The 24577-nt window shown below is 55.3% G+C and carries 24 protein-coding genes; 14 read left to right on the top strand and 10 right to left on the bottom strand.

Going from position 1 to position 24577, the window contains the following annotated elements; all coding sequences use genetic code 11:
* Positions 1-5 precede the first annotated feature (5 nt).
* The 3 genes from ACP4CD_RS09895 to ACP4CD_RS09885 form a co-directional block, all read right to left on the bottom strand.
* Positions 6-1751 carry a lipopolysaccharide biosynthesis protein gene (locus ACP4CD_RS09895; protein ID WP_426994412.1) on the bottom strand — a complete coding sequence of 582 codons (1746 nt, stop codon included), beginning with the start codon at positions 1749-1751 and terminating at the stop codon, positions 6-8.
* Position 1752: 1 nt separating this feature from the next.
* Positions 1753-2832 (bottom strand): hypothetical protein, encoded by a 1080-nt coding sequence (locus tag ACP4CD_RS09890; protein WP_426994411.1) that lies wholly within the window; start codon positions 2830-2832, stop codon positions 1753-1755.
* Positions 2833-3045: 213 nt separating this feature from the next.
* The gene (locus ACP4CD_RS09885; RefSeq protein WP_231883601.1) at positions 3046-3687 is read right to left on the bottom strand and encodes a polysaccharide biosynthesis/export family protein; all 642 of its coding nucleotides are present in this window, start codon (positions 3685-3687) and stop codon (positions 3046-3048) included.
* 219 nt (positions 3688-3906) lie between these two features.
* Here ACP4CD_RS09885 and ACP4CD_RS09880 point away from each other — a divergent pair, with 219 nt between their 5' ends.
* Genes ACP4CD_RS09880 through ACP4CD_RS09860 form a run of 5 tightly spaced genes read left to right on the top strand, consistent with a single transcriptional unit; the run spans position 3907 to position 6734 of the window.
* Positions 3907-4269 carry a HopJ type III effector protein gene (locus ACP4CD_RS09880; protein ID WP_426994410.1) on the top strand — a complete coding sequence of 121 codons (363 nt, stop codon included), beginning with the start codon at positions 3907-3909 and terminating at the stop codon, positions 4267-4269.
* Positions 4270-5325 (top strand): NAD(P)/FAD-dependent oxidoreductase, encoded by a 1056-nt coding sequence (locus ACP4CD_RS09875; RefSeq protein WP_426994409.1) that lies wholly within the window; start codon positions 4270-4272, stop codon positions 5323-5325.
* Positions 5303-5887, top strand: a complete 585-nt coding sequence (locus tag ACP4CD_RS09870) for a class I SAM-dependent methyltransferase (RefSeq protein WP_313728609.1) — start codon at positions 5303-5305, stop codon at positions 5885-5887. Before ACP4CD_RS09875 ends, ACP4CD_RS09870 begins: the two co-directional genes overlap by 23 nt.
* Before the next feature lie 32 nt (positions 5888-5919).
* Positions 5920-6234, top strand: a complete 315-nt coding sequence (locus tag ACP4CD_RS09865; protein ID WP_168033646.1) for a pyrimidine/purine nucleoside phosphorylase — start codon at positions 5920-5922, stop codon at positions 6232-6234.
* A gap of 5 nt (positions 6235-6239) precedes the next feature.
* A complete protein-coding gene (locus tag ACP4CD_RS09860; RefSeq protein ID WP_064026749.1) occupies positions 6240-6734 on the top strand; it encodes an NYN domain-containing protein in 495 nt (164 codons plus the stop codon).
* Between the two features lie 10 nt (positions 6735-6744).
* Here ACP4CD_RS09860 and ACP4CD_RS09855 read toward each other — a convergent pair whose 3' ends face one another.
* On the bottom strand, positions 6745-7290 hold the full coding sequence (locus tag ACP4CD_RS09855) for an outer membrane protein assembly factor BamE (protein WP_064026747.1): 546 nt from the start codon (positions 7288-7290) through the stop codon (positions 6745-6747).
* A 116-nt stretch (positions 7291-7406) separates the two neighbouring features.
* Between ACP4CD_RS09855 and fur the strand changes: the two genes are divergently transcribed.
* The 3 genes from fur to lolD are packed head-to-tail and all read left to right on the top strand — an operon-like array spanning position 7407 to position 9781.
* Positions 7407-7826 (top strand): ferric iron uptake transcriptional regulator, encoded by a 420-nt coding sequence (gene fur, locus ACP4CD_RS09850; RefSeq protein WP_064026744.1) that lies wholly within the window; start codon positions 7407-7409, stop codon positions 7824-7826.
* 10 nt (positions 7827-7836) lie between these two features.
* The gene (locus ACP4CD_RS09845; protein WP_426994408.1) at positions 7837-9084 is read left to right on the top strand and encodes a lipoprotein-releasing ABC transporter permease subunit; all 1248 of its coding nucleotides are present in this window, start codon (positions 7837-7839) and stop codon (positions 9082-9084) included.
* Positions 9077-9781, top strand: a complete 705-nt coding sequence (gene lolD / locus ACP4CD_RS09840) for a lipoprotein-releasing ABC transporter ATP-binding protein LolD (protein WP_071155085.1) — start codon at positions 9077-9079, stop codon at positions 9779-9781. Before ACP4CD_RS09845 ends, lolD begins: the two co-directional genes overlap by 8 nt.
* A gap of 162 nt (positions 9782-9943) precedes the next feature.
* Here lolD and ACP4CD_RS09835 read toward each other — a convergent pair whose 3' ends face one another.
* Positions 9944-10483: a cohesin domain-containing protein gene (locus ACP4CD_RS09835; protein ID WP_426994407.1), complete on the bottom strand. Its 540-nt coding sequence runs from the start codon at positions 10481-10483 to the stop codon at positions 9944-9946.
* A gap of 147 nt (positions 10484-10630) precedes the next feature.
* On the bottom strand, positions 10631-12187 hold the full coding sequence (locus ACP4CD_RS09830) for a putative Ig domain-containing protein (RefSeq protein ID WP_064026814.1): 1557 nt from the start codon (positions 12185-12187) through the stop codon (positions 10631-10633).
* 386 nt (positions 12188-12573) lie between these two features.
* Between ACP4CD_RS09830 and ACP4CD_RS09825 the strand changes: the two genes are divergently transcribed.
* Both ACP4CD_RS09825 and ACP4CD_RS09820 read left to right on the top strand, forming a co-directional pair.
* On the top strand, positions 12574-14472 hold the full coding sequence (locus tag ACP4CD_RS09825) for a GspE/PulE family protein (RefSeq protein ID WP_426994406.1): 1899 nt from the start codon (positions 12574-12576) through the stop codon (positions 14470-14472).
* A gap of 18 nt (positions 14473-14490) precedes the next feature.
* Positions 14491-15327 (top strand): HDOD domain-containing protein, encoded by an 837-nt coding sequence (locus ACP4CD_RS09820; protein WP_426994405.1) that lies wholly within the window; start codon positions 14491-14493, stop codon positions 15325-15327.
* A gap of 150 nt (positions 15328-15477) precedes the next feature.
* On the opposite strand, the gene gpmI is transcribed toward ACP4CD_RS09820, so the two are convergent.
* A complete protein-coding gene (gene gpmI / locus ACP4CD_RS09815; protein WP_426994404.1) occupies positions 15478-17118 on the bottom strand; it encodes a 2,3-bisphosphoglycerate-independent phosphoglycerate mutase in 1641 nt (546 codons plus the stop codon).
* 288 nt (positions 17119-17406) lie between these two features.
* Here gpmI and fba point away from each other — a divergent pair, with 288 nt between their 5' ends.
* Together fba and ACP4CD_RS09805 are read left to right on the top strand one after the other, a co-directional pair.
* The gene (fba, locus tag ACP4CD_RS09810) at positions 17407-18429 is read left to right on the top strand and encodes a class II fructose-bisphosphate aldolase (protein ID WP_426994403.1); all 1023 of its coding nucleotides are present in this window, start codon (positions 17407-17409) and stop codon (positions 18427-18429) included.
* A 98-nt stretch (positions 18430-18527) separates the two neighbouring features.
* Entirely contained in the window at positions 18528-19328 is an 801-nt protein-coding gene (locus tag ACP4CD_RS09805; protein ID WP_426994402.1) for a phytanoyl-CoA dioxygenase family protein, read from the top strand.
* Between the two features lie 250 nt (positions 19329-19578).
* On the opposite strand, the gene ACP4CD_RS09800 is transcribed toward ACP4CD_RS09805, so the two are convergent.
* Positions 19579-19788, bottom strand: coding sequence for a hypothetical protein (locus tag ACP4CD_RS09800; RefSeq protein ID WP_426994401.1), 210 nt, complete (start codon positions 19786-19788; stop codon positions 19579-19581).
* Between ACP4CD_RS09800 and ACP4CD_RS09795 the strand changes: the two genes are divergently transcribed.
* Together ACP4CD_RS09795 and ACP4CD_RS09790 are read left to right on the top strand one after the other, a co-directional pair.
* Positions 19772-19954 carry a hypothetical protein gene (locus tag ACP4CD_RS09795; protein WP_426994400.1) on the top strand — a complete coding sequence of 61 codons (183 nt, stop codon included), beginning with the start codon at positions 19772-19774 and terminating at the stop codon, positions 19952-19954. The two genes, ACP4CD_RS09800 and ACP4CD_RS09795, sit on opposite strands and share 17 nt — an antisense overlap.
* Positions 19955-20379: 425 nt before the next feature.
* Entirely contained in the window at positions 20380-20973 is a 594-nt protein-coding gene (locus ACP4CD_RS09790) for a glutathione S-transferase family protein (RefSeq protein ID WP_083385560.1), read from the top strand.
* Between the two features lie 220 nt (positions 20974-21193).
* On the opposite strand, the gene ACP4CD_RS09785 is transcribed toward ACP4CD_RS09790, so the two are convergent.
* Both ACP4CD_RS09785 and ACP4CD_RS09780 read right to left on the bottom strand, forming a co-directional pair.
* Positions 21194-21577, bottom strand: coding sequence for a hypothetical protein (locus ACP4CD_RS09785; RefSeq protein ID WP_426994399.1), 384 nt, complete (start codon positions 21575-21577; stop codon positions 21194-21196).
* Positions 21578-21798: 221 nt separating this feature from the next.
* Positions 21799-24165 carry a TonB-dependent siderophore receptor gene (locus tag ACP4CD_RS09780; RefSeq protein ID WP_426994398.1) on the bottom strand — a complete coding sequence of 789 codons (2367 nt, stop codon included), beginning with the start codon at positions 24163-24165 and terminating at the stop codon, positions 21799-21801.
* Positions 24166-24577: the final 412 nt, after the last annotated feature.

Here is a 24577-nt window from a genome sequence, read left to right as displayed (position 1 = left end):
GTGTTTTAAGCGTTGCCCGCGACGCGCAGCAGTTTGTACCAAAATACGTCGAGCGGCATGACGATGAAATGAAATGCGATTAACGCGGCAAGACCGGCGCCGATCGCCGCGATAATCAGAATTAACCGATGCTTGCTTTGCTGTTGTTTCTCCTGCTGGCTTTCCAAATACGGTATCGTAGCCAGCGGCTCCGCGCCTAGAATCGCGGCAACGGCCTTTGGGCTATTGATTGTGGAATCCACCATTTCAGTCAGCGCAACGGCGCCGAAACCGCAGGCACCGGCGAAGACTACGCCCAGCACCAAGATTGCAATGCGGTTGGGGCTAAAGGGCTCCAGCGGCTCTTGCGGCGGGTCGATCAGGGTAAAGCGCTCGCCCTTGCGTTCTAATTCCAATTGTTGCGAGATTTGCGCTTCCATCTCGCGGGCACTCACTTCGCGGTAGCGCAGATTGGTGTTGTCCAGTTCTTGGATCAAATCGCTGTATTCCTTTTCGACCAAAGGCGCTTGGCGCAGGCTACTACGCAGATCCTCCATTTTAGTTTGGATTTTTCCGCGAGTGTAATTAAGCGATTCGATTTCGGTATTGACCGAATCAAGCTGCGATTTCAATGTGATATAGGCCGGATTGTCCGGTTTTAGCGAAACATTGCTGTAGCCCGACGATTTCGCTTCCACCAGGCTTTGTTGCAACGCGGTGATCTGCTTCTGCAATTTTTGTACATCCGGGTGTTTCTCGGAGTATTGCTTCAATAGCAGGGCTTGCTCGGCTTTTTTGTCGGTCAGCTCGGCGTTCAATTTGTTAAGGTCGTCGTTGGAGCCGATTTCTTTCTGTAAGGAATCGATTTCGCGCTTGATTTTAATGACGTCCGGATGGCTTGCGGAATGGGTCGATAAAACCGAGGGATATTGCGATTGCAGTTCCTTCAAACGGTCTTTCATATCGAAAACCCGGTTGCCGGTGGCATTGACCGCCAGCGCATTGGGATCGAGTTGAGCCAGTTCGCCCTCCAGATAAAAACGCCGGTCCTGCAGCGAGCGCTCCTGACTGTCCAGCGACAACAGTTGGTTGCTTAGGGACGTCAGTTCTTGTTGGTTCAAGGCGCTAATTTGCGGCAATTGATTCAGGTTTTTTTCCTTGAAGTTGGCTAACGCATTTTGAATTTCCTGGATCTTGACCTTCAGGCGCTTGGATTCCTCACTGAGGAACATCGCGGCATTTTCAGCGGATTCGGTACGCGCTTTGATGTTTTCTTTCAAGAACAACGACGTCAGTTCGTTGGCGACTTTTTGCGCCAAAACCGGCGAACGATCATCGAATGTCAGCGTAAAGGCGATCGTCGCTTGAGTGGGTTTACCATTACGTTGGTCGGCCACGTCGGCGCTGATGGTTTCGACCTTAATTCGGCTGCGCATTTTCTCCAGGATTTTTTCTTCTGGTTCGCTCTTGCGGTTGTCGGCATAGAGATCGTACTTTCTAATGATTTCCGACAGGTTGGGCCGGGTCATGATGCGCTGGCTGATAATTTGAATCCGCTGATCGGCGAAGGTTGTCACAGTCGAGCGTACCAAGTCGACCGGAATTTCCTGGGCTTCGATCAAAATCGTGGAAGTCGAGCGATAGGTGGCCGGCAAGGCTACGGCGAGAACGGCGGCGATACATGCAATGATCAGGAAGGGAATATATAAAAACCGCCTGCGCCGCTTGATGATTTTTAGGTAGTCCTTGATGTCGAGGGTTTGATTGTCCACGCTATTTCACCTGACGATTGATTTGCGGTTGATAAGAAAATTGTAGTTGTACGCTGTTGCCTATCGAAGTCTGATTTTCGGACGCGAAGGAGCGGTCTCGATAGGTATAAGACAAATCAAGGTCGATATCCTCGGTCCAGCGCCAGCGTAAATTCGGGGAGATGGTTAAATAGGTTCGGCTAGTATTGGTGTTTGCCGAGCTCAGAGTCGACTGAGACTCCGAGATCAAGTAGTTCGCGTTAAATCCGGTGCTGAGGCGCTCAGTTAAGTTGTATTTGCTTCGCAACCCGAATGTAGTCGATTGTTGTTGGGTGCCGCTGCTGGCCGGGTTCAATTGCTGGCCGGCCGATAGGTTAAAGTTGCCCCAATCTTCTGCATGAGTCAGGTTGGCGGAGAACACATGCCCGATTTTGCTGGAAGATTGCGAGAACGCGCTGCCGGGGATGGTTAATCCGCGGAGCTGATTTGCGCTCGACGTTTGAGTATTGGTGTCCCTCAGACCGGCCGACAGCGAGACTTGAGTGGCTTCGTCAAAGGTGTATTGCATGCCCATTTGATAGGTAAGCGTTTGAGACCCTTGTGAGTACGCTCGAGTGAAGGTGGGTAACAGTGGGTTTATCGGCGAATTGCTGCTCGACTTGAAGTCCGCGTAGCTCGTGGACACGTTGGCGGAGAGCCGCTCGCTAAAATTGTGCACGGCAGTTAACGAATATTGAGTATTATCGTAATCCGAATACCGAATCGCGTTGGTCAGATTTGGCTTGCGATCGAAGGCCACTTCTACGTAAGCGAAACTGAACTGTAGTGTGTCTTTCTCTGTCAGGCTGTAGCTAATGTTAGGGGCGATTGATTTGGTATTACGCGGCACTTGAGTTTGTACATCGCCGGAGCCGGTTAGGTCTAACTGGGTGTTGATTGACGACTCTTCGGCATAATTGGCCGAGATGTCGGTTTTAAAGCGCTCGCCCTTGAACAAGTGATTGATGTCCGCAATCTTTTCGGAAAAGTCCAACTCCGAGTTGCCGTGGTAAATTAACTCATTCCATCTGAAGCTGGATTTCAATTCGTTGTCGTCGGCCAAATACCCAAAGGTCAGGCTGGGCGAAACGGTGCTAATCCAATTGTCGCGGCTAGGCTTGGGCTGCATGCGCAAGTTGTCTTCGTAGCGTTCCTTGAGCCTGAAATCGGGTTGCAGCAGTAATTCGAGAGCATAACTGCCGGCTGGACAAAGCGCCATCGCAGTTACCAGTAAATCCTTTTTGATAGTCATAGATAGTCGTTTCTATCTAGGTCCTTAAGGTACGGTAACAGTGTCTCCGGGCTCCAGCAATATGTTCTGTTCCAGATCTTCGCCATCGATGACATCGCCGTAGTCAAAAGGAAACACTTGGATTTCATTGCCGTTTCTGCGCAAGATACTGATAGAGCCTTCCTTCGCAAAAATCGACAAACCGCCCGCCAAACTGAGTGCTTGCAGAACGTCCAGGCGCCGGCCGGAAAACACTTGACCGGGTTTGTTGACCTTGCCGATAACGAACACTGAATTACCTTGATTGTTCAGCAGCTTGACGCTGACCGACGGGTCGGAGATGTAATCGGCCAGACGAGCCGTCAGATTGTCCTTCAATTCGGAGATGGTTTTGCCGGACGCGGCGACGGTGCCGATCAGCGGGAATACGATGGTCCCGTCGGGAGCGATCAGGATCTGCAATTGTTGCAAGCCTTCTTCCTTCCACACCGTGACTTCCAGGGCATCGCCCGGAGACAATTGGTAAGCCGCGTAGTTGGTGGTCTCGACGATGACGTTGGGTGCTGGCGGCGGGGTTGGGCTAACGGCCGGTTCGCTCGGAATCGCGGTGGCTTGGAGTTCGGGCTCGGCGCGGGTTACCGCCGGAAAAAGCAGACAAAACGACAAAAGAGTAATTACCTGTTTCAAAATGTTTCCCTTATGATGTTATTGAGGTTGCGATCCGTACGGTCCTGACAATTCTACGCCGCCGTCGCGGATTGTATGGACAAAATGTAACAGCAATGCGTCTTGGATAAATTTAGCCGGTTGCAGCGCGAATGGCTAGATATTTCATTCAATTATAATCTTTTATGCCTGCGTTTTGGGCGATATGGTCTCTAATTGTCTCAACTATAAAGGAGTTTCATGAGTAAGCCAATGATGCTTAACGAATTTTTACTGAAGATTCGAGATGGCCAGCCGGTGGCATTTCAAGATTCGGTCACCGTGATTTCGGAAAATTACCACTACCGGCCGACCGAATTCAGTAACGGCTTATCCGAGCCATTGCTCAATCGCGCCGGACAAAACGAGGGATCGTGCAAGCTGTTTGCGTTCGGCGTGTTACACGATTTAACGGTAGAGCAGACCCTGAGTTTGTTCGGCGATTATTATCGCAAGGACGTACTCGAACACCCGGATGGCGACGATCATCAAAATATTCGCCGTTTCATGCGCGACGGTTGGGACGGCATCCGCTTTAGCGGTGAGGTCTTGACGGCCAAATAAGTGAAAATCGACGTTTTGATCGTCGGTCAGGGTTTGGCCGGTAGCCTGCTAGCCTGGACTTTACTGCGGCGCCGGCTGCGCGTCGTGTTGGTTGACGACGGCCGGGAGAGCGCGTCGAAAGTCGCGGCGGGTTTGATTAACCCGATCACCGGTCGGCGCTGGGTAAAGGCGGCATATTTGTCGCAGATGTTGCCGGCGGCGATGTCTTGCTACCAGGCGTTGGCGAACCACTTTGGGCAAGCGTTTTTCGTCGAAATGCCGATGCTGCGGCTGTTGCGGGATGAGCGCGATCGTCAGCGGGTGATCGCTCGGCTGGAAGACCCAATATACGAAGGCTTTCTGACCTTCGACGCACCTTTGCCGGTAGGCTTGCGATCGCCGTTCGGCGCGGTTCTGCAGACTGGCACCGGATTTTTACGGACTGAGGCCTTGCTGGTGCGAATTCGCGAAACCCTGCTGGCGATGGGTGTTTATCGTGCCGCCGAGCTCGATTGCCGGCAAATCACATTGGAACCCGAGCTTCGCTGGCGAGAGCTGGCTCCGCGCTGCATCGTATTCTGCGAGGGACATCGCGCCCGTTTTAACCCGTGGTTCGGCGGTTTGCCGTTTCAGCCGGCCAAAGGCGAAATTCTGACCGGCGTAACGACAGGGCCACTGCCGGAGACCATGTTGCATTACCGGCATTGGTTGGTGCCGGTGGGCGATGGACGTTTTAAAACCGGCGCGACCTACGATACCACGCAACTGGACGCGGTTCCGACCGAAGCCGGCAAGCAAGCGCTGCTGGCTGATTTAAGGGCTGTGTACCCCGCGTCGGTCGACATTCGAATCGAACAGCATCGGGCCGGTATTCGCCCGACCACGTTGGACAAGCAGCCATTTCTGGGGTGTCATCCGCGCCACCCGAATCTCTATATATTCAACGGTTTTGGCAGCAAGGGTAGTTTGACCATTCCCTGGCTGGCCGAACGCTTTGCCGATTTTTTGCAGCAGCGGGCGGATTTGCCGGCTTGGTGCGACGTGTCTCGATACCATGACTCGCATTTCCCTGGTTGAGCGCGCGCACGCCCTGGTGGGCGAATGCGTTAAGCCCGGCGACGTCGTCGTCGACGCAACGTTGGGTAACGGTCATGATGCCGCATTTCTGGCGCAATGCGTCGGAGCGGGCGGCACGCTGTTCGGATTTGATGTGCAAGCGCGCGCTTTGGAAAACACTCGGTCGCGCTTGCGCGAGGACGGTTTTCAAGGGCGGGCGGCGTTGACGCTGGCGAGTCACGCCGAAATGGCGGTTCACATTCCGCCACAATGGCACGGCAAGTTGGCGGCGGTGATGTTCAATCTCGGTTATCTGCCGGGCGGCGACAAAGCGGTCGTCACGACGGCGGCAGCGACGTTAACCGCCTTGGAAACGGCTTGTCGCTTGTTAGCCTCCACCGGGATCTTGACGGTATTGGCTTATCCCGGTCATCCGGGCGGGGATATCGAAACCGAACGGCTGACAACGTGGTGCCATGCGCTGGACCCGGCCGGTTTTGCCGTCGAACGGGTTGCCAGTGGATCGGACAAACCGACTGCTCCCCGGCTTTTTGCGATTCGAAAGCGAGTCGATCTGATATGATTGCGCTCCTTTTTTACCCACGGACTCGTAATATGACCGAATTCAACAACGTATCCATCGTCAAGCAAGCCAACGTCTATTTCGACGGTAAGGTTAACAGCCGGACCATTCTGTTTGCCGACGGCAGCCGCAAAACCCTGGGCTTTATGCAGCCCGGCGAATATACCTTCAACACCGGTGCGCCGGAGTTGATGGAAATTCTGGCCGGCGAACTGGATGTGCGCTTGCCGGGCAGCGATGCTTGGCAAACCGTCAAGGGCGGCGAGTCGTTTAACGTGGCCGGCAATGCCGAGTTTACGATGAAGGTTCGGGTGGCCAGCGACTATTGCTGTTCGTTTCTGGGCTGAGCCGGATGGAGAAGATAGCGATATTTGTCGATGTTCAAAACATTTACTACACGACTCGGCAACGCTATCAACGTCACTTCGATTACACCGCGTTTTGGCGTTTGGCGACCTCCGATGCGCAAGTCGTTGTCGCCATCGCCTACGCGATCGAGCGCGGGGACGGCAAGCAGCAGGCGTTTCAAAACATACTGAGAAATATCGGTTTCACGGTAAAACTAAAACCCTACATCTTGCGTCGCGACGGGAGCAGCAAGGGCGACTGGGATGTCGGCATCACGTTGGATGTGTTGGATTACGCCGCCGAAGTGGATCGGGTGATTTTACTGTCCGGCGACGGGGATTTCGAACCTCTGTTGCAGAAAATTCGTCGGGATCACGGTACGGCCAGCGACGTTTACGGCATTTACGGATTGACCGCGCCGGCGCTGATCAAGGCCGCCGACAATTTCATCGCGATCGCCGGTGGTTTGTTGAAAGCCGACGACAATCGCAAATCCTGAGTCGCTCGGCTTATTGTTCGACGTCCTCTTCGAGGATTTCCTTGCCTTTTTCCGCCGCCGCTGGCTCGGGTTTGGCGTCGGTGGAGTTCGCGGCGCCGGTCCGGCGCGGCAAGGTATCCGGCTCGTCGCTAAACATGCCGCTGATTTTTTCCCACATCGACCGGTCCAGTTCGCGCTTGGGTAAATCCACGCTGGTTTCGGTCGATTCCTTGACGACCGGCAGGGAACTGGGGCGGAAGTCGCCTTGGACACCCATCAGATTCTCGCCGTTGAAAAATAGCGAAATGCGTTTTTGCACACGATCTTCGCCGCTGGGTTGTTCCGAGTATAAGTAATCCCAACGCCGCTCGTGAAAGGCGTCGGCCAGCATCGGCGAACCCATGATGTAAAGCACTTGGCGTTTGGTCATGTTTGGGCGAAGTTGATCGACCATGCTTTGGTCGATGATGTTGCCTTGCTCTATATCCAAAGAGTAAACGCCGGGGAGGTTGTTCAAAATGGTGGAGCAACCCGGCAGCGCCAGGCCGGCGGCGAGCAAAACGGCCAGTTTTTTCATTGCATCATCCAGTGAATTCGGTCGGAAACGGACGACTATTATCCCATAATTCACCCAGCGCCTGACCGTAAAAAACGATACAATGCCGGGATTGACTGTTAGACGGGGATAGGCTTGTGGAAACTAAGGATTTGCGTAACGCCGGGTTAAAAGTGACGTTGCCCAGACTGAAAATTCTGGAAATACTCGAAAAACAGCAAGACGACCACCATCTATCCGCCGAAAAACTCTACAAAATTTTGCTCGCCGAAGGCGAGGAAATCGGTCTCGCCACCGTATATCGGGTTCTGACCCAATTCGAGGCAGCCGGGTTGGTCAATCGCCACCATTTCGAAGGCGGCAACTCGATATTCGAATTGAACAGCGGCAGCCATCACGACCACGTCGTCTGCATGAAATGCGGCAGGGTCGACGAGTTTACCGATGAAGTCATCGAAAAGCAGCAGGACGCAATCGCTCGCCGTCTGGGCTATACCTTGACCGACCACAGCTTGTACCTCTACGGCTATTGCGCCGAGTGCAGTAAAAATCCCTGATTCCCCACTTATGTTCAAACCCCTGATCCTGTACATCGGGTTGCGCTACACCCGTGCCAAGAAGCGTACCCAATTCATTTCATTCATCACTTTGACCTCGGTGCTCGGCATTGCTCTCGGGGTTACCGCGTTGATCACGGTGCTGTCGGTGATGAACGGGTTCGAGGCTGAACTGCGCGAGCGGATCCTGGGCATGACCGCCCATAGCACGATCACCGGCCGCTACGGGCAATTGGACGATTGGCGGTTGTTGGAAAACCGCACCCACGGTCTGCCGCATGTCTTGGGGGCGGCGCCGTTCATTCACGGTCAAGTGATGATCAACGCGGATCGCCAAGTCAGCGGAACGTTGTTGCAAGGCGTGTTGCCGGAATTCGAAAGCAAGGTTTCCGAAGTCGCCGCGAATATGAAATTCGGCGCGTTAACCGATCTGAAGCCAGGCGAATTCGGCATCATACTCGGCGCGGAACTCGCCAGTTATTTGGGCGTGATGATGGGCGATAAAGTCACTGTGATTACTCCGCAGATCAATTCGACGCCAGCCGGGATTTTGCCCAGGATGAAGCGCTTCACCGTGGTTGGCGTGTTTCAGGTAGGGATGTACGAATACGACCGCAACATGGCCTTGATGCATCTGGACGACGCCGGCAAGTTGTTCCGAATCGAGCCGGCGGTGTCGGGCCTGCGCCTGAAGCTTGACGATTTGTTCAATGCGCCGCGCATTACTCAAAGCTTGGCCGATGCCTTGGGCGACGACTACCGGGTCAGCGATTGGACGCGCGCCCACAGCAATTTCTTTAAAGCGGTGCAGACCGAAAAACGCGCGATGTTCGTGATCCTATTACTGATTGTCGCGGTGGCGGCTTTCAACATCGTCTCGACCTTGGTGATGGTGGTTACCGACAAACGCGGCGATATCGCCATTTTGAAAACCCAGGGTCTGAGCAACGGATCGGTCATGGGTATCTTTATCGTATTGGGCTGCGTGATCGGCAGTATAGGAACTTTGTTAGGAACCGTCGGCGGCGTGTCGCTGGCCTTGAACGTCGAAACGATAGTGCCGGCCATCGAAAAAACCTTCGGTGTCAATTTCATGCCTTCGGACGTCTATTACATCAGCGAGGTGCCGTCCAAACTGATTTGGGGCGATGTGTATTGGATCGCTTGCGCGGCATTTTTGTTGTCGTTGCTGGCGACCTTGTATCCGGCCTGGCAGGCCGCCAAAGTGAATCCGGCCGAGGTGCTTCGGTATGAGTAATCCCGTGATTTTGCAATGTGCCGGTCTGACCAAGCGTTACGTGCAGGGCGATTTGAATGTCGAAGTGTTGAAGGGTGTCGATCTGTCGATAGCCGCTGGCGAGCGCGTGGCGATCATGGGGGCGTCGGGATCGGGCAAGAGCACCTTGTTGCACTTGCTGGGCGGTTTGGAAAAGCCCAGTGCCGGTTCGGTGGTACTCGACGGGGCCGATTTAAATAAGATCGGCGCCGGCAAACTCAGTCAATTGCGTAATCGAGCCCTCGGCTTTATTTATCAGTTTCACCATCTGCTGGGCGAATTTACGATCCTCGAAAACGTGGCGATGCCGCTGCTGATCGGAAATCAGTCGATTAAACACGCTAGACAGCAAGCGGCAGAACTGTTGAAAAGAGTGGGGTTGGGGCATCGTTTGGCTCATAAGCCCGGCGAGTTGTCCGGCGGCGAACGCCAGCGCGCCGCCGTGGCGCGAGCATTGATCAATAAACCGAAATGCGTGTTGGCCGATGAGCCGACCGGTAATCTGGACAGCAAAACCGCCGAACAGATCTATCAACTGATGCTGGAGTTGAATCGGGAGCTGCAAGTCAGCTTTTTGGTGGTCACTCACGACCCCGATTTGGCCGCGCGCATGGATCACGTGCTGTACATGGAAGACGGTTTGATCGTGTCCGAGCGCAGCCATCATGAGCAGGGTTAGCGCTGGAACGATTTTCGACGGCGACCGGTAAGTTAAACGGTTACCGTCCTTGTAAGCCGCTGGCTGAGCGGAGTCGAAGCCAGCGGCATAACGGACATTGAGGTTTATCCCCCTCCGTAGGGAGAGGGATTTTTTTACTTTGAGTTGTATCGTTGCAGCGGATTAACCCTTCACGATAGTATTGCGGTTACGACGCCCAAATATCGCCAATAAACCGGGCGCAAACAAAAAAGCGGCAGCCGGCACAGGTACCGGTGCGGGATCTTGAGCGGGGATAATGGTCACATTCGCGCCGCGCAACGAACCGGCCAGCGAAGTACCGTCGAATGAATACACAATTGGGTTGGTAATATTCAGCGGGTTATTCAGCGCGGCGTTTAGCGCTTTGAATTTGACGGTGCCTAGTAATGTCGGAGCGGTAATGTTTAAACCCGCTTCCAGCGTGGAAGTCGCCGAAATAGCTTCCGCGAAATGAATTTTGCCGCCGCCGACCGTCGAGATGGAATTGGCGAAGGTTTCGGTATCCGCGCCGAAAATACTGGCGCTGGTCAGTAATTCGGCGGACAGGTTAGCGCTGTTATACGTTAGATTGAAATCGAATCCGCCGAAGTCCGCCAGACCATCGACATAAATATTCGCATCGAAAAACGAGCCTACCTCGGCTGTGTAAAGATCGGTATTGCCAGGTAATTCGATGGTCAAGGTTGTCGCGTTCGCGTTGGAAACGAAGGCCGCGAATCCAAGTGCAAGCACTTTAGAGAAAAGGTGTTTGTGCATCATCATAAAAGAGTCCGTCGTTAAATTGGCCGGGAGGAATGTTCCCGGCCTTGGCTGAATGAGTGTTAGCGATTAGGGTGTTGGCGTGACCAAGGCGCATTGCGGTTTGGTGCAAAGCGACGCGGCTTTCCGATAGTCGGCGATATTAACCTTGCGGTCGTTGTTTAAATCTGCCGGGTCATTTGCCGCGACCGCCGCGCCGTACTTGGCTTTGATCGTTGCCAAATCGGCGGAGTCGATGTCGTTGTCGGCGTCGGTATCGCCGGGGCCGGTCACTTTAACGGTGTAGTTTTTGTTAACGATGCTGCCGTCAGCATCGGTGGATTCAACAAAAAAGTTAAATACGCCGACTTTGGATGGGGTGCCGGACAATACGCCGGTACTGGAAGCGATCGTCAAACCGTTAGGCAGGGTACCGCCGGTCGTCGTCACGTATGGTGTGTTGCCGCCAAAAACGACCGCACGTTGCGGGAAGGCTTGGCCAACGTTGCCGCTTTGAATTTCGTTAATCGTCGAAAGCGGTGCGGCTGCGTTGAATTCGCCCATTTGCGCACCACGGTATGCGCCGACGATGGCCACGCTAGCGCAGTCGAATTCGGTGTCGTTACCGTTCGCGTCGGTAACGGTCACAACGTCAACACCGCTGACATTGTCGGCACCCACCGCATCGCACATGGCTTCGCCGCTTTCGCCGTCTATCGAAGCGGCCGGACCCACATATTCATAGAACTCGTAGCGTCGGGTCACGACATCCCGTCCGTCCTTCATGTCCTCGGCCTTGCCGGCCAGTTCGGATTTGTTTTTATTGTTTTTATTGTTGGTTTGCAACAGATACCATTCCGACTCTACTTCGTCGGGTTCGCCATTGGTCCAATCGGAATGACCGTCGTTATCTTTGTCGTCGCCTACCAATTCTTCCAAGGCCAATACCCGGACTTTATGCGTTTTGGTTTTGATGACCTTCACCCAGCTCGGCTCGCCGAATTGCTTTGCCGGCGGAATAGGCGCTACCGGTGCCGGAATCGCCGCGACGACTTGCGCCGGAAATTGCACGACGGCCGGAACTTCGACGATGGGCGGTTGATTCGGAACCGGATTCGGTTTGATCACCGGCGGTTGTACGAAAACCGGCGGCTGATAAGTGTATGTCGGGGTGCCGACGTTCACCGCGGGACCGAGGACGACTTTGCCGGTGGCGTCCTTGACCAGCCAGTTATATTTGATCGTGCTGTAAGAGCCGTAGATCCCAACGCCAAAATGCTCGCAACCCTGGTTGACCGAGGGATTGGTGCACATATGGCCATTGGTCGGAGAAATGGCGCCCGGCGTGGCCGGGTTGGTAAAACCTGTCGTGGTGCCGCTCGCTGTCGGGGCTTCGTAGCGCACGAAGACTTTTGGGTGGTTGGGGTCGCTATTGTCTTCCCGAATCTTCGGTATGCCGTAATGATTCCATGAGTAAGTGCCGCCGATACTGGTGCTGTGGATGTCGTCAATTTCGATCTCGAAGCCATGGCAGGTTTCGCCGGTATCGTTGACCGCGTCGAAATTGCCGAGCGAACCGTATGCAGTCGACGCGCCGGCGTCGTGAGTGCTCAGCAAAAAGATTGCCGGCAAGATCAGTTTTCTCATGAGTGGATCCTTGGGAGTGGGTTGCAGTAGAAAATGCTCAATTGAGTGTTTAAAGCGGACCGTATTGAAGCACAGGAAGATAAGTTTTCAATTAAAATGTGATTAAGATAACACTATGGGAAAATAATCCGCGCTTCGGCTTTTGACGCGAGCCTCGGGTTTGGTATCCCTGTCCGAGGCGAGTTCGGGAACATCCATGCCGGCGGCAGACCGAGTTTGGCTGGGCGCCTGTCAAGGTGATAATATCCCGAATTGTTCAATACTGAATCAATCAATGCCTCTCACACTCTTTCCCCACGCGTTCGTTCGACTGATTTGTTTTCGATGTGGCCTCGGTGTGGAAATCACTTCGAGATGCGGCGCACCTAGTCCACTATAAAATCCACATGCTACCCAACGATTCCAGCGCGACCGGTCCGGACGCGGATTTCGCGGAGACCTTTTTGAAGCTAATGGTCGATCAAGGTGTTATCGACGCGGCCAAACTCAAATACGCTTTGCGCGTGCAAAGTAAATTGGAATCCGCCAAGCCGATTTTGGTCGTGCTTTGCGATTTGGGTTATGTGACCCAGCCTCAATTGGCCGAGTTGTTCCGTCGCTATCCGGTTAAAGTCAAACTTGGGCGTTTCCTGGTCGAATTCGGCTATATCGGCAACACCGACTTGCAACTGGCATTGGCCGCGCAACAGCAGGAGTTGGGCCGCAAGCGATTGGGCGAAATTCTGGTCGAGCGCAATCTGATCGCCGAATCCAAAATGCTGGAAGTGTTGGCGGACTTGATGGGGATTTCGGTCATCGATCTCAGCGTTGCCAATGTCGATCAAACCTTGATGTCCAGGCAGATGCTTAAGTCGGCCAACAAACACTGCTTCTTGCCGATCGAAAAACAGGAAGACGGCGTTTTGGTAGCGTTTGGAGATCCCCTGGACCACGCGGCCATTGAAATGGCTAGACATGTGCTCGGCAGCGAGATTATCCCGGCGGTCGGGCGCTATTTGCAGATCATGCGTTTTTTGTTGAATTTCGAGCGCAACGCCGGCGCCGAGAAAGTTTCGGTTTCCGAACAATCGGTGGTGGCGATCGTCAATGGCATATTCGACGAAGCGATCCGCCAGGAGGCCAGCGATATCCACATCGAGCCGCTGGAGCACAAATTGCGGGTTCGTTTCCGGATCGATGGCATGATGGTGCATTATCGCGATTTCTCGTCGAAGCTGGTTCAGTCCTTAATCAGCCGGATCAAGGTGATGGCCGGTGCCGACATCGCCGAAAAGCGGCGCCACCAGGACGGCCGCGTCCAGTTCGAACAAGCCGGGACGAGTCATGTCATCGACATGCGGGCCTCGTTTTTCAGCACGCTCAACGGCGAGAAAATCGTTTTGCGGCTATTGAACCGCAAGACCGAATTGCTGGATATACACGAAGTCGGCATGGCACCGCTGATGTTGGAGCGCTTTGTCCAGGATTCGCTGGACGTGCCAACCGGCGTCGTGATCATCACCGGTCCGACCGGCTCCGGCAAAACCACGACCTTGTACAGTGCCGTGGATTATTTGAATGCGCCGGAAGTCAGTATCGTTACCGCCGAAGATCCGGTCGAGTACGTCATCGACGGCGTCGCTCAGTGCTCGATCAATCCGAAGATCAATTTGACCTACGAAGAAACCTTGCGCCATATTGTGCGTCAGGATCCGGATATCATTGTACTCGGAGAGATTCGCGACCGGTTTTCCGCCGATACCGCGATACAAGCGGCGCTGACCGGTCACAAGGTATTGACCACGTTTCATACCGAAGATAGCATTGGCGGCCTATTGCGTTTGCTCAATATGGAAATCGAAGCATTCTTGATCTCGTCGACCGTGGTATCGGTGGTGGCTCAGCGTCTGTTGCGACGGGTCTGCCGTCACTGCGCTGAACCCTTCCGTCCCGATCCGGCCTTGTTGCGACGTTTGAACATCACGCTCGACGATTTGACAGGCGGAGCCTTCATGTTGGGTAGGGGCTGCGAAAAATGCCGTTATACCGGTTATGCCGGCCGGGTTTGCGTCTTCGAATTGTTGTCGATGAACGAAATGGTCAAGGATGCGATCCTGCAACGCAAAACCTCCTACGAAATTCGCCGGATTAGTCTGGAGACGGCCGGTTTGGTGACGCTGGTCGAGGACGGCTTGGTTAAGGCCGCGGCTGGCGCGACCTCGTTGCAGGAAGTCATTCATAATTTGCCGCGTTTCGGCAAACCCCGTCCACTTTACGAATTGCGGCGCCTGCTAGGCAGCCGTTGATGCCGAATACTACTAAAAATGAGCGATAAGTCCCTCGCGGAGTTGATAGACGAAGCCATCGCGTCCGGAACTGCCGGCTTGCCGGTATTTCCACGCGCGGTCACCGAACTGCGGCTGGCACTAAAAGACGAGAATCGCTCGCTGGACGCTATCGCCAAGCAAATTGCGATGGATGCCAGTCTGGCCAGTCAAATTTTGAGGGTTGCCAACTCGTCGTTTTATGCCAGTCTGAGCAAAATTAATACGGTTAAGGATGCCATTGTCCGATTGGGCTTACCAAAGATTGTGCAAATAGCCACTTTGGTGATGCAAAAGGGGCTATTCACGACCAAGGATCTGGCCACCACGCAATTCATGACCAAACTGTGGCAGCACAGTGTCGCGGTGGCGTTGGGTAGCGAATGGTTGGCGAAACGCCTGGCTTTTCAGGCTCAGGCCGAAGAGGCCTTCATGGCCGGTTTGTTTCACGATATCGGTGAGTTGTTACTGATACGCTGCTTGGAAGACCTCCGTCTAAAGGAGCCCGATCTAAACTTGCCGGACGACTTAATACAAGAAGTTATTTCGCGCCAACACGAAGCAAAAGGCGCTTGGTTATTGCGATCCTGGAATTTGCCGGAAATTTACTGCAAGGTCGCCGGTTCTCATCACCATGCCGAATGCGCCGATAGCGGCACGGTCGAGTTGATCGTCAGAGTGGTCGATATGGTCTGCTACAAGCTTGGTATCGCACCGCGCGCGCAACCGGACTTAATGGTTTCGAGCAGCGAGGAAGCCGCGCGCTTGGGCTTGTCCGAGATTACGCTGGCCGAATTGGAGATTGCGTTGGAAGATTCGTTGGCCTTGTCGGCCTAGCGTTTGGATGGGGCTGCCTTTGCGTTCGAACTGATCGCATGCCGCGCGGCGAGGGCTTGAGCGTCGATCGAGGCCTACGTTCACGAACTTGCCGGGTACTTGGAATGTCGGTTGCCGCGCCAACCGCAAGCGGCGCGGCAACCGGTTTGCTTAGACCGCCTCGATTAAACTCGGGTCGTAGTCGTCCGGCGCTTCGAAGCCCAACAAATTCAGGATGGTCGCGGCCGAATTCGACAAGCCCGGCGCCGCGATGTCGCCGCGCAATCTGTAGCCGGGATTCTCCCCTGACACCAACACGAACGGCACCGGATTCAAGGTGTGAGAGGTTTTGGCCTTGGTGCGGCCCTCGGCATTACGCACCACATTACCTTTTTTGTCCAGCTCGTACATTTCGTCGGCGTTGCCGTGATCGGCGGTGATGATCGCGGTACCGTTCATTTCCAGAATCACCGGAATCAAACGCGCCAATTGCAAATCCAGACCTTGCATAGCGGTGACCGCCGCTTCGAAATTGCCGGTGTGGCCGACCATGTCGCCGTTGGCGTAATTGACCCGCAGGTATTGATACTTACCGCTGCGCACCGCGGCTATCAACGTATCGGTAATCTCGGCGCACTTCATCCACGGCCGTTGTTCGAACGGCACCACGTCGCTGGGGATTTCGACGTAGGTTTCCAAGGAATCGTCGAATTTGCCGGAGCGGTTGCCGTTCCAGAAATAAGTCACATGACCGAATTTTTGGGTTTCGCTGATCGCGTATTGGCTGATGCCGTTCTTGGCGAGATATTCGCCCAGTGTGCGATCAATGGTGGGCGGCTCGACCAAAAAGCGCGGCGGTAGTTTGGTGTCGCCGTCGTATTGCATCATACCGGCGTAAGTCACTTTCGGCAGCGGGCCGCGCTCGAACGGGCTGAATGACTCTTCGGTAAAGGCGCGGGAAATCTCGATGGCGCGGTCGCCGCGAAAGTTGAAGAACACTACCGCGTCGCCGTCCACGATGGTACCCAGCGGTTTGCCATCCTTGGCGATCACGAAGCCCGGTAAGTCCTGGTCGATGACATTGGCTTCGTTGCGGAAAGTTTCGATGGCTTCGTGGGCGCTGGCAAACTGCCGGCCTAAACCCAATACATGAATGTCCCAGCCGCGCTTGACCATGGACCAATCCGCTTCGTAGCGGTCCATCGTGATTTGCATCCGCCCGCCGCCGGACGCAATCGCCACGTCGAAATCCGCGCCGCGCAAGCCGTCCAGATAAGCTTCGAACGGATCGACGTACTCCAAAGCCGAGGTTTCGCCGACATCGCGGCCGTCAAGTAGGATATGCAGGCGCACTTTCGCAACACCTTCTTGCTTGGCACGCTCGATCATCGCTTTCAAATGGTCGATGTGCGAATGCACATTGCCGTCGGAAAACAATCCCAGGAAATGTAAAGTGCCGCCTTGTTTGGCGGTGGCGACCACGTCGTGCCAGGCATGACCTTGCCAGAGATGGCCGCTGGCGATGGATTCGGCAACCAATTTGGCACCCTGGGCAAACACCCGGCCGGCACCGAAGGCATTATGGCCGACTTCGCTATTGCCCATATCCTCGTCGCTGGGCATGCCGACCGCAGTGCCGTGCGCGCGTAGCGCAATCATCGGATAACTGGCCATCAGCTTATCCAGGGTTGGGGTACGGGCGGTTTTGACCGCATCGCCGTCCTCGCGCGGCGAAATACCGACGCCGTCCAGTACGATGGTGACCACGGGGCCGGGACAGGCGGAAAAGCGGGAAGATTTTTCGAGTTTCATAAGGTTTCGATAGTGTGGAAAATCAGCGAATGGAGGAATTTGCGCCTTGGCGGCAATCGGATCTTATTTTATCAGTTGTGCCGCTCGCCGGGATAACCGGCAAGGGCTAAGTACCGGCCGGGTTGGCAATTCATCCCATTTGGCGGAGGCCGTGTACGCCGCGAACCGCTTTGTCGTTGAATTGGGTTACGCGGTGCTGGCGAATTCTCGGCAATGCCATTACGATGGCGCGCCGCGTCCGCCGGATGGGCGCGGCGACATTTACGACAAAAGTTTAAGGAGCGCCCGATGGCATTAGCGTCGTTACGACAAATTCTGGATTACGCGGCCGAGCACGGTTTCGCGGTGCCGGCCTTCAACGTCAGCAATATGGAACAAGTGCTGGCCATCATGGCGGCGGCGCATGCTTGCGACAGCCCGGTCATCATGCAAGGCTCGGCCGGTGCCAACCGTTATGCCGGCGAAGTATTCCTGCGCCATTTGGTTTTGGCCGCCGTCGAACAATATCCGCATATCCCGGTCGTCATGCATCGCGACCACGCGCCGGCGCCGGCGATTTGCGCGCAAGCGATCCAGTCGGGCTTTAGCTCGGTGATGATGGACGGCTCGCTGTTGGAGGATATGAAAACGCCCGCTTCGTTCGAGTACAACGTCGAGGTCACCCGGCAGGTCGTCGCGATGGCGCACGCCTGCGGGGTGTCGGTGGAAGGCGAGATCGGTTGTCTGGGGGCGCTGGAAAACCGTCCGGACGATGAACACAGCCGTTTGCTGACCGATCCCGACGAGGCGGTCGAGTTCGTCGCGCGTACCGGGGTTGACGCACTGGCGGTTGCCATCGGCACCAGTCACGGCGCTTATAAGTTCAGCAAGCCGCCCACTGGCGAGGTATTGGTGATCAGCCGTCTGAAGGTATTGCAACAACGCTTGCCGAACCTGCATTTCGTCATGCACGGTTCCAGTTCGGTGCCGGGGGAATGGTTGCAAGTTATCAACGAATACGGAGGCGCGATTCCCGAGACCTATGGCGTGCCGGTCGCGGAGATCGTCGAAGGTATTCGATACGGCGTCCGCAAAGTCAATATCGATACCGATCTGCGGATGGCGTCCACCGGCGCGATGCGCCGGTTTCTGGCTCAGCCCGAACACGCCGCCGAACTGGATGCCCGCAAGACCTACCAAGCCGCCAGGGATGCGATGCAGGCCTTGTGTCAATCCCGTTACGAAGCGTTCGGCTCGGCCGGGCACGCCGGAAAAATCAAGGTCGTGCCGCTAAGTGCCATGGCAGAGCGGTACCGGCTGATTAAGGCTTAGCCAGGATGATCGCTGGCCGGCGTCCTCGGACATTCGGCCAGCGGCTCGTTGATGCCGGCGACGACCACGGTCCATCACTTTCCGATTGGCGAACACTGATGAACGATTCATACCGCAACGCCAAAACCTTCGACACGCAAGGCTATTTGCTGGTCCGAAGCCTGTTTTCCCAAACGCAGATCGCGGAGCTGAAAGCGATAGTCGAACGGATTTATCGAGCGTGGTTGGCTGAAAACCGGGCGTTGATGATCGCCAATCGCTTGGTGAATATGTATGGTTTGACCGACACTCGCTATTTTCTCGGAGAACCGGAACAGCGCTTAGCCTTGTTTGACTGGATCGCTCAGCCTTGCCTTGCGCTCTGGCTGGAAAGCCTATTCGGCGACACGCTCTACTTTCACAATACCCAGTTGTTTTTCAATCCCCACGATCCCGGCCAGGCGCCGTACTGGCACCGGGATCTGCAATACAGCGACGTGGACGATAGCACGCAACGCGCGGAGCAGGGCAGGTTATTGGCCTTGCATGTGCGGGTACCGTTGATCGCGGAACGCGGCGTGGCGTTGGTGCCCGGCAGTCATTGCCGTTGGGACAGCGAGCTGGAGCGGAATGTGCGCTTCGAAACTAACGGTTATCGTCAAGGCGACGATCTGCCCGGCAGCCTATTGATCGGGCTGGAGCCCGGCGATGCCTTGCTATTCGATGCGCAAATGCTGCATCGGGGACATTACCGGGACAGTGCCGAGCGCTTGGCCTTCGACATTTGTATTGGTCGTTATCATCCGGCCACTGCTTCGTTTTTGGATGCGGCGGTTTTACCCAGCGAAGCCGAGATGGCGCGGCTGGTCGATGATCGTTGGTATCGCCGAGCTTGGCGGGTGGCCGCCGGTATGGACTGAGTTCGAATTTTGGCGGGTTTGGGGGATGAGTGCGCGTGGCCCTAGGACCGGAGAGGCTAGGGCGAGACGATCGATTGGTACCCGGCCGATGGCTTCGAGCATCAAACCCACCGCCGAGGGCTCTCGAAAACCGGCAAAACGTTCAAGCCGTTATACCGGTGCTAAAGCAGTTGGGGAGGCGGCTGAGCTTGTATTAAATCCCCGTGACGGAGATACGTCTGATGACAGCTCGCCTCGCGCCTAGGGTGTATTAAAGCGATTTATACAGCGCTATCGCTTTGTTTAATTCTTCAGTGGCTTTTTGGATGTCGCCTTTCTTGGCTTGAATTTGTCCTTGCATTAAGGTTGCGTGGGCTTTCTTAGCGGTTTCGGAGCTGCCGGCAATCGCTTCTGAGGCAAAGCGCGCGGCTTTTAACTGAACTTGAGCGGCCGAGAAATCGCTTTTGCTGACTTCGACCAAGCCTTTTTCGATCCGCGAAATGATTTCGGCGGTGGCCGCCGCCGGGCTGCCGGTGGTTTCTTCGGCAAGCGCCGCGGTGCTGCTCGCCGCGAATGAGGTTGCGAAAACGAAAATGAGTGCTGCAATTTTGAGTAGATTCATGATGTATGCGTTTTATGAAAAGTAGGAAGGAGCCAATGACTAAAAATTGCGCCGTTTCAGCATATAGGCTGAAGCATGGACACCATGAGTGGCAATGGGGTTCACGTCCGTGCGAATGGGATAGGCGTTCTGCCCGAGCGTCGATGAAGACCCTGAGAACGTAAAGCGAATCCGTGCTGCTTGAAGGTTTGGTTTATCGCATTGGGTTAGGTAAGGTGTCTGCCCTACCGAGACCCATCATATAGGAAAACTCGATGCGCGGTACGGACAATTTGACAGTCCCTGGAGCGAATTTGATGTTGTGGAGGGGTAGGGTGGTTTCATTGGCAAATTCGGCCAAATCCCCTTTAGGTCGAGCAAAAACGTTTCTTGGTGTTTGCCGAGATTTTTGATGTTAGAGGTCAAGGCGTTTATGCTAAACCTTCGTTGCCTACCCTTGGGAGAACCGCCTTGAAGCTCTACGATATGCTGCTGTCCGGCAATTGTTACAAAATCCGCCTATTTTGCGGTTTGCTGGGACTCGAATACGAAACGGTGCCTATCGATTTGGCTAGGCAAGAAAATCGAAGCCCGGAATTCTTGCAACTCAATCCGCGCGGTCAGATTCCGGTTTTGCAGGACGGCGAGATCAGGCTTTGGGATTCGACGGCCATTTTGGTCTATTTGGCCAGGCAATACGGCGCGCCGCATTGGTTGCCCCTGGAGCCTTCTGCCTTAGCCGAAGTCATGCAGTGGTTAGCGCTCGCTCAAAACGAGCTGCTATACGGCTTGGCGCGGGCCCGGGCGGCTAATTTGTTCGGTAGGCCGTGGGACATCGGCCAATGCCAAGAACTGGGCAAGCGTGGTTTGGCGGTGTTGGAGCAACGGTTGGAAAACCGCGAGTGGCTGGCGAACGGCCGCATCAGTATCGCCGATGTGGCTTGCTATCCTTATGTCGCGCTGGCTTCGCAGGCCGGCATAGCGTTAGACGAATACCGGCATATTGGCGCGTGGTTGCAGCGAATCGGCCGTCAACCGGGTTATGTCGGCATGCCGGGGCTTTAACCGTCCGCCGGTTACAGTGGCGCGCACCCTACAGGCTGATGTTTCCGATGGGTGGATGGGCTGAGGTCGGCGAGGGCCTGACCGAATTCGCCGTCCACATCTGGCAATCGCGGATTTCCCGGAAACCCATGCGCCGCGGACCGGCTTGGTCGCTTGAAATGCTTGCGGGACGCCGACTGAATTAGCCTTGAAGGACGATGCCTCGACCAAAACGAGCAGGCTAGGCCACGGTATCGATATTGCCGCCGACACCGGTTGCCGAAGTATCGCCGGCCGTCGTCGTCAAACCCGACGCCGAATAGGTCGCTGGCTGAACTTCGGCTTCGTTGACGATTTTGGTCGCTTGCTCGCCGGCTTGGCGGAAAGCGTTGCTCAGCGTCAAACGGTTATTCAGGTCGTCCGATTTGACTTGCGCCTGATTGGCTCGGCTATCCAACGCCAGCGCTTTTTCCTCGTATTTATCCGCCATGGCTTGAGCGGAATCGGCTTGTTTCCTTAAGGATTGGGCCAGCTGTTCGGCTTGCTCGGCATTTCGTTTGGCCGAGACCGAACTCAGCTGTTGAAAGCCGGATTGCAGCGCGCTGGTAACGGACAAATCGCTCATGAGGAGACTCGAAATGACTAGGGAAACCCGAAAATCCAACGGTTGAAACCAAGATCAACCGACTGAATTACTCCCGCTTGTTACGCCGATTTGTTGGTTAAGTCAAGTCGATTGTTTGTCCGCTGCCACTCGGGGGCCAATCTTGGTTTTATCCGGGTTTCTCCATGGAGGACAGCGCCCGGTGGGAGATGTCGTCGGGCGCTCGGATCGCTGGTTTCGGCTTAAAACTCGTACTTCAACGAACCCATCACATTGACCGGATAACCGGGAATCGCGCCCAGACTGCTGCCGTCGGAGTTGGCGTAATAGCGTTTGTCCAACAGGTTGTTGACATTTAACTGAGCCGTCAAGCGTTGTTGGCCGAAACGTTGGGTATATGCGGCCATTGCATCCAAACGGACATAGCCGGGCATGTAGTAAGAATTATCCGAATCGCCTGGTCGCTTGCCGACCGTTACGACGCCCAGGCCCGCTTTAAACGCGTCGTTAAATTGCCACGTGCCCCACAAACTGCCTTGGTGCCTGGGTACGTTTTCCAGGCGTTTGCCTTGCAGTCCGTCGAAGTCCTCAATGTAATTGGCTTGCGTATACGCATATGTGCCAAGCAGATGCAGTTGGTCGGTAATCTGTCCGGCCAAATCCAGTTCTATGCCTTTACTACGGATCTTGCCAGCCAGAATCTGAAAATTGGGATCGGCTTGATGGGGATCGTCGGTCAGCAGATTGCTTTTGGTCAAATGGAAAAACGCCAAGGTCGACGAAAATTTCCGATCGGCAGATTCGGTCTTGATGCCGACTTCGTACTGTTGGCCTTGCTGCGGATCGAAGCGTTGGCCAGTGCCGGAGAGGCCGTTATTGGCGCTAAAGGATTCGGTATAGCTGCCGTACAGCGATAACCAGTCCTGAGCCCGGTAGACGACGCCGGCGCGGGGGCTGAAGGCGTTGTCTTCCTGCTTGACCCGGCCGGCTTGGGCGGCCGCCAGCGAGACCGGCGAAAACCGGCCGCCGGTGCTGACGTTGTCGTATCGGCCGCCGAGCAGGATGTGCAGCCGGTCGAACAGCGTGATTTGGTCTTGAACGTAAGCGCCTATCCAGGATTCCTTACGGTAGAAGAACGCGTTGTCGGCGGGCAGGGCGTTGAAATCGACTTGGCCGTAAACCGGCGCGAAGATGTCGATTCCCGCGACCGCCGCTCGCGCCGAATTCGACTCGGTTGTCGCATGAAAACCGTCGACGCCGATCAGCAGGTTATGCCGGCTGCCCAGGATTTCGAATTTGCCGTTCAAGTCGATATTACCGGAATGGGTCATGATGTCCTGCACGCCTTTGGAGGCGGTACGGTCTAAAAACAAGTGCCCGTCTTCCTCGCGCAGACCGCCGAAATTGAACAGGGTCGGTCCGCTCAAAGACCAATCCTTGAATAAATAACGCTGGGTGATTTTCCAATCGTCGTTGAAATGATAGGTCCAGTCGAAGCCGACTAGCTTGCTTTCCATCAACTGGCGTTGCGCGCCGTCCTTCAGCGTGCGGGTGATCGGAATCGGCGCCGGGCGATGGTCGATGGCCGGAATCCCGAAGTCGGCGTTGAAGCGGTCGCGCTTGTATTCCAGCTCCAGATTGGTTTCGAATTTTTCATTGGGCCGCCAGCTGAGTTTCGGCGCCACGAAATAGCGTTCGTTACCGACAAACTCCCGGAACGATTGGCTGTCCAGGTAGGAGCCATTGAGGCGGTACAGCACGGTTTTGTCGGCATCCAGCGGGCCGGTCGCGTCGATCAGCGTGCGGTATTGATCGTAACTGCCGAATTGTTGCTGGACCGAATAATACGCGGTATCCAACGGCTTTTTGGTCACGTAATTGACCAGGCCGCCGGGTTCGATGCGTCCGTACAATACCGCCGCCGGCCCTTTGACGATTTCCACCTGCTCGATATTGGCGATGTCGTAAACGTCCTGGCGGTTGAACAAGCCGTTGCGGTAGGCATCGCCGAATCCCGAGCCGGCTAGGCCGCGGATGATGAAATTGTCGTACAGATAGCCGCCTCCGGTGCGGCCCAGCACGCCGCTGACGTGGCCGTTGACCGCATCGGGCAGGGTGATGGATTGTTTGTCGGCCAGCACGGCCTTGGGTACCACCTGGATCGACACCGGCGTGTCCATGATGGGCGTGTCGGTCTTGGTCGCGGTGGTGGCGTTGGGTAGACGGTAATCGGTGTTGTAGGGATCGCTGGAATCGTAAGCGGCTTTACCGACGACATTGACCGGCGCCATCATCGTCGCATCGCCGCCGAGCGGCTTAATCGCCAGCGAGCCGTCCCCGGCAACCGAAGAGCTCAGGCCGGTGCCGGCCAGTAATTTGGCGGCGGCCTCGGGCAAGCTCATGGAGCCTTGCAAGGCGGGCGCGCGGCGACCGGCGACACTGTCGTGAGCGTAAAAGATTTGCTTGCCGGATTGCGCGGCCAGTTTTTGCAGCGCGCCCGCCAGATCTTGCGCCGGGATGTCGAAAGCGTAGCTCGGGTCGGCGGCGCGCACTTCGCAAGCCAGCAACGCGGCGGTCAATAAGAGCGGATGTTTTAGCGATGCGGTCATAGGGTCTCCTTGGGTTTAGGGTTTCCTATGAAACGCACCAGCGTCGAAAAGACGCCAAACCGTCGCGATTTATTTTGACAAGCGCTTACGTGGCTTGTTGGTGCGGACTTTAGGGGGTGTATTGTGTTTTCGGATAACCATTGCGGCTTGGTCAGCGGGATTAGATACGTCTGGTCGATTCTCCTGCGAATCCTGAGACGCCTCTAATCCAATTTCGGGTTAGAGGGTGGTTGCCCCCTGAATTCATAAGTTCCCGTTGGACTGCTTGTCGACGCGATATTAGGCGCGTGACGATGCAAAAAAATCGAATGGAGTTGGGGGATTTTCGTTTCTCAATCGTCTTACAAAATGTGCGCCGCTGATTAAACGTGTTAATACGGGTGCTGCCGTTTGGATAAATACTGATTAAGGA

This window comes from Methylomonas stagni (genome assembly GCF_050154735.1).
GTDB lineage: Bacteria > Pseudomonadota > Gammaproteobacteria > Methylococcales > Methylomonadaceae > Methylomonas > Methylomonas koyamae_A.
Note: the sequence above shows the minus strand (reverse complement) of the source record. Positions and strands in the feature narration are given on the sequence as shown.

What these genes read in the sequence shown, in the direction of transcription:
- lolD (WP_071155085.1), top strand. Translation starts at nt 9,077, where the DNA reads ATGAGTAATCCCGTGATTTTGCAATGTGCCGGTCTGACCAAGCGTTAC.
- ACP4CD_RS09780 (WP_426994398.1), bottom strand. Translation starts at nt 24,165, where the DNA reads ATGACCGCATCGCTAAAACATCCGCTCTTATTGACCGCCGCGTTGCTG.
- ACP4CD_RS09880 (WP_426994410.1), top strand. Translation starts at nt 3,907, where the DNA reads ATGAGTAAGCCAATGATGCTTAACGAATTTTTACTGAAGATTCGAGAT.
- ACP4CD_RS09855 (WP_064026747.1), bottom strand. Translation starts at nt 7,290, where the DNA reads ATGAAAAAACTGGCCGTTTTGCTCGCCGCCGGCCTGGCGCTGCCGGGT.
- gpmI (WP_426994404.1), bottom strand. Translation starts at nt 17,118, where the DNA reads ATGAAACTCGAAAAATCTTCCCGCTTTTCCGCCTGTCCCGGCCCCGTG.
- ACP4CD_RS09805 (WP_426994402.1), top strand. Translation starts at nt 18,528, where the DNA reads ATGAACGATTCATACCGCAACGCCAAAACCTTCGACACGCAAGGCTAT.
- ACP4CD_RS09825 (WP_426994406.1), top strand. Translation starts at nt 12,574, where the DNA reads ATGCTACCCAACGATTCCAGCGCGACCGGTCCGGACGCGGATTTCGCG.
- ACP4CD_RS09830 (WP_064026814.1), bottom strand. Translation starts at nt 12,187, where the DNA reads ATGAGAAAACTGATCTTGCCGGCAATCTTTTTGCTGAGCACTCACGAC.
- fba (WP_426994403.1), top strand. Translation starts at nt 17,407, where the DNA reads ATGGCATTAGCGTCGTTACGACAAATTCTGGATTACGCGGCCGAGCAC.
- ACP4CD_RS09870 (WP_313728609.1), top strand. Translation starts at nt 5,303, where the DNA reads ATGACTCGCATTTCCCTGGTTGAGCGCGCGCACGCCCTGGTGGGCGAA.
- ACP4CD_RS09785 (WP_426994399.1), bottom strand. Translation starts at nt 21,577, where the DNA reads ATGAGCGATTTGTCCGTTACCAGCGCGCTGCAATCCGGCTTTCAACAG.
- ACP4CD_RS09865 (WP_168033646.1), top strand. Translation starts at nt 5,920, where the DNA reads ATGACCGAATTCAACAACGTATCCATCGTCAAGCAAGCCAACGTCTAT.
- ACP4CD_RS09820 (WP_426994405.1), top strand. Translation starts at nt 14,491, where the DNA reads ATGAGCGATAAGTCCCTCGCGGAGTTGATAGACGAAGCCATCGCGTCC.
- ACP4CD_RS09845 (WP_426994408.1), top strand. Translation starts at nt 7,837, where the DNA reads ATGTTCAAACCCCTGATCCTGTACATCGGGTTGCGCTACACCCGTGCC.
- ACP4CD_RS09860 (WP_064026749.1), top strand. Translation starts at nt 6,240, where the DNA reads ATGGAGAAGATAGCGATATTTGTCGATGTTCAAAACATTTACTACACG.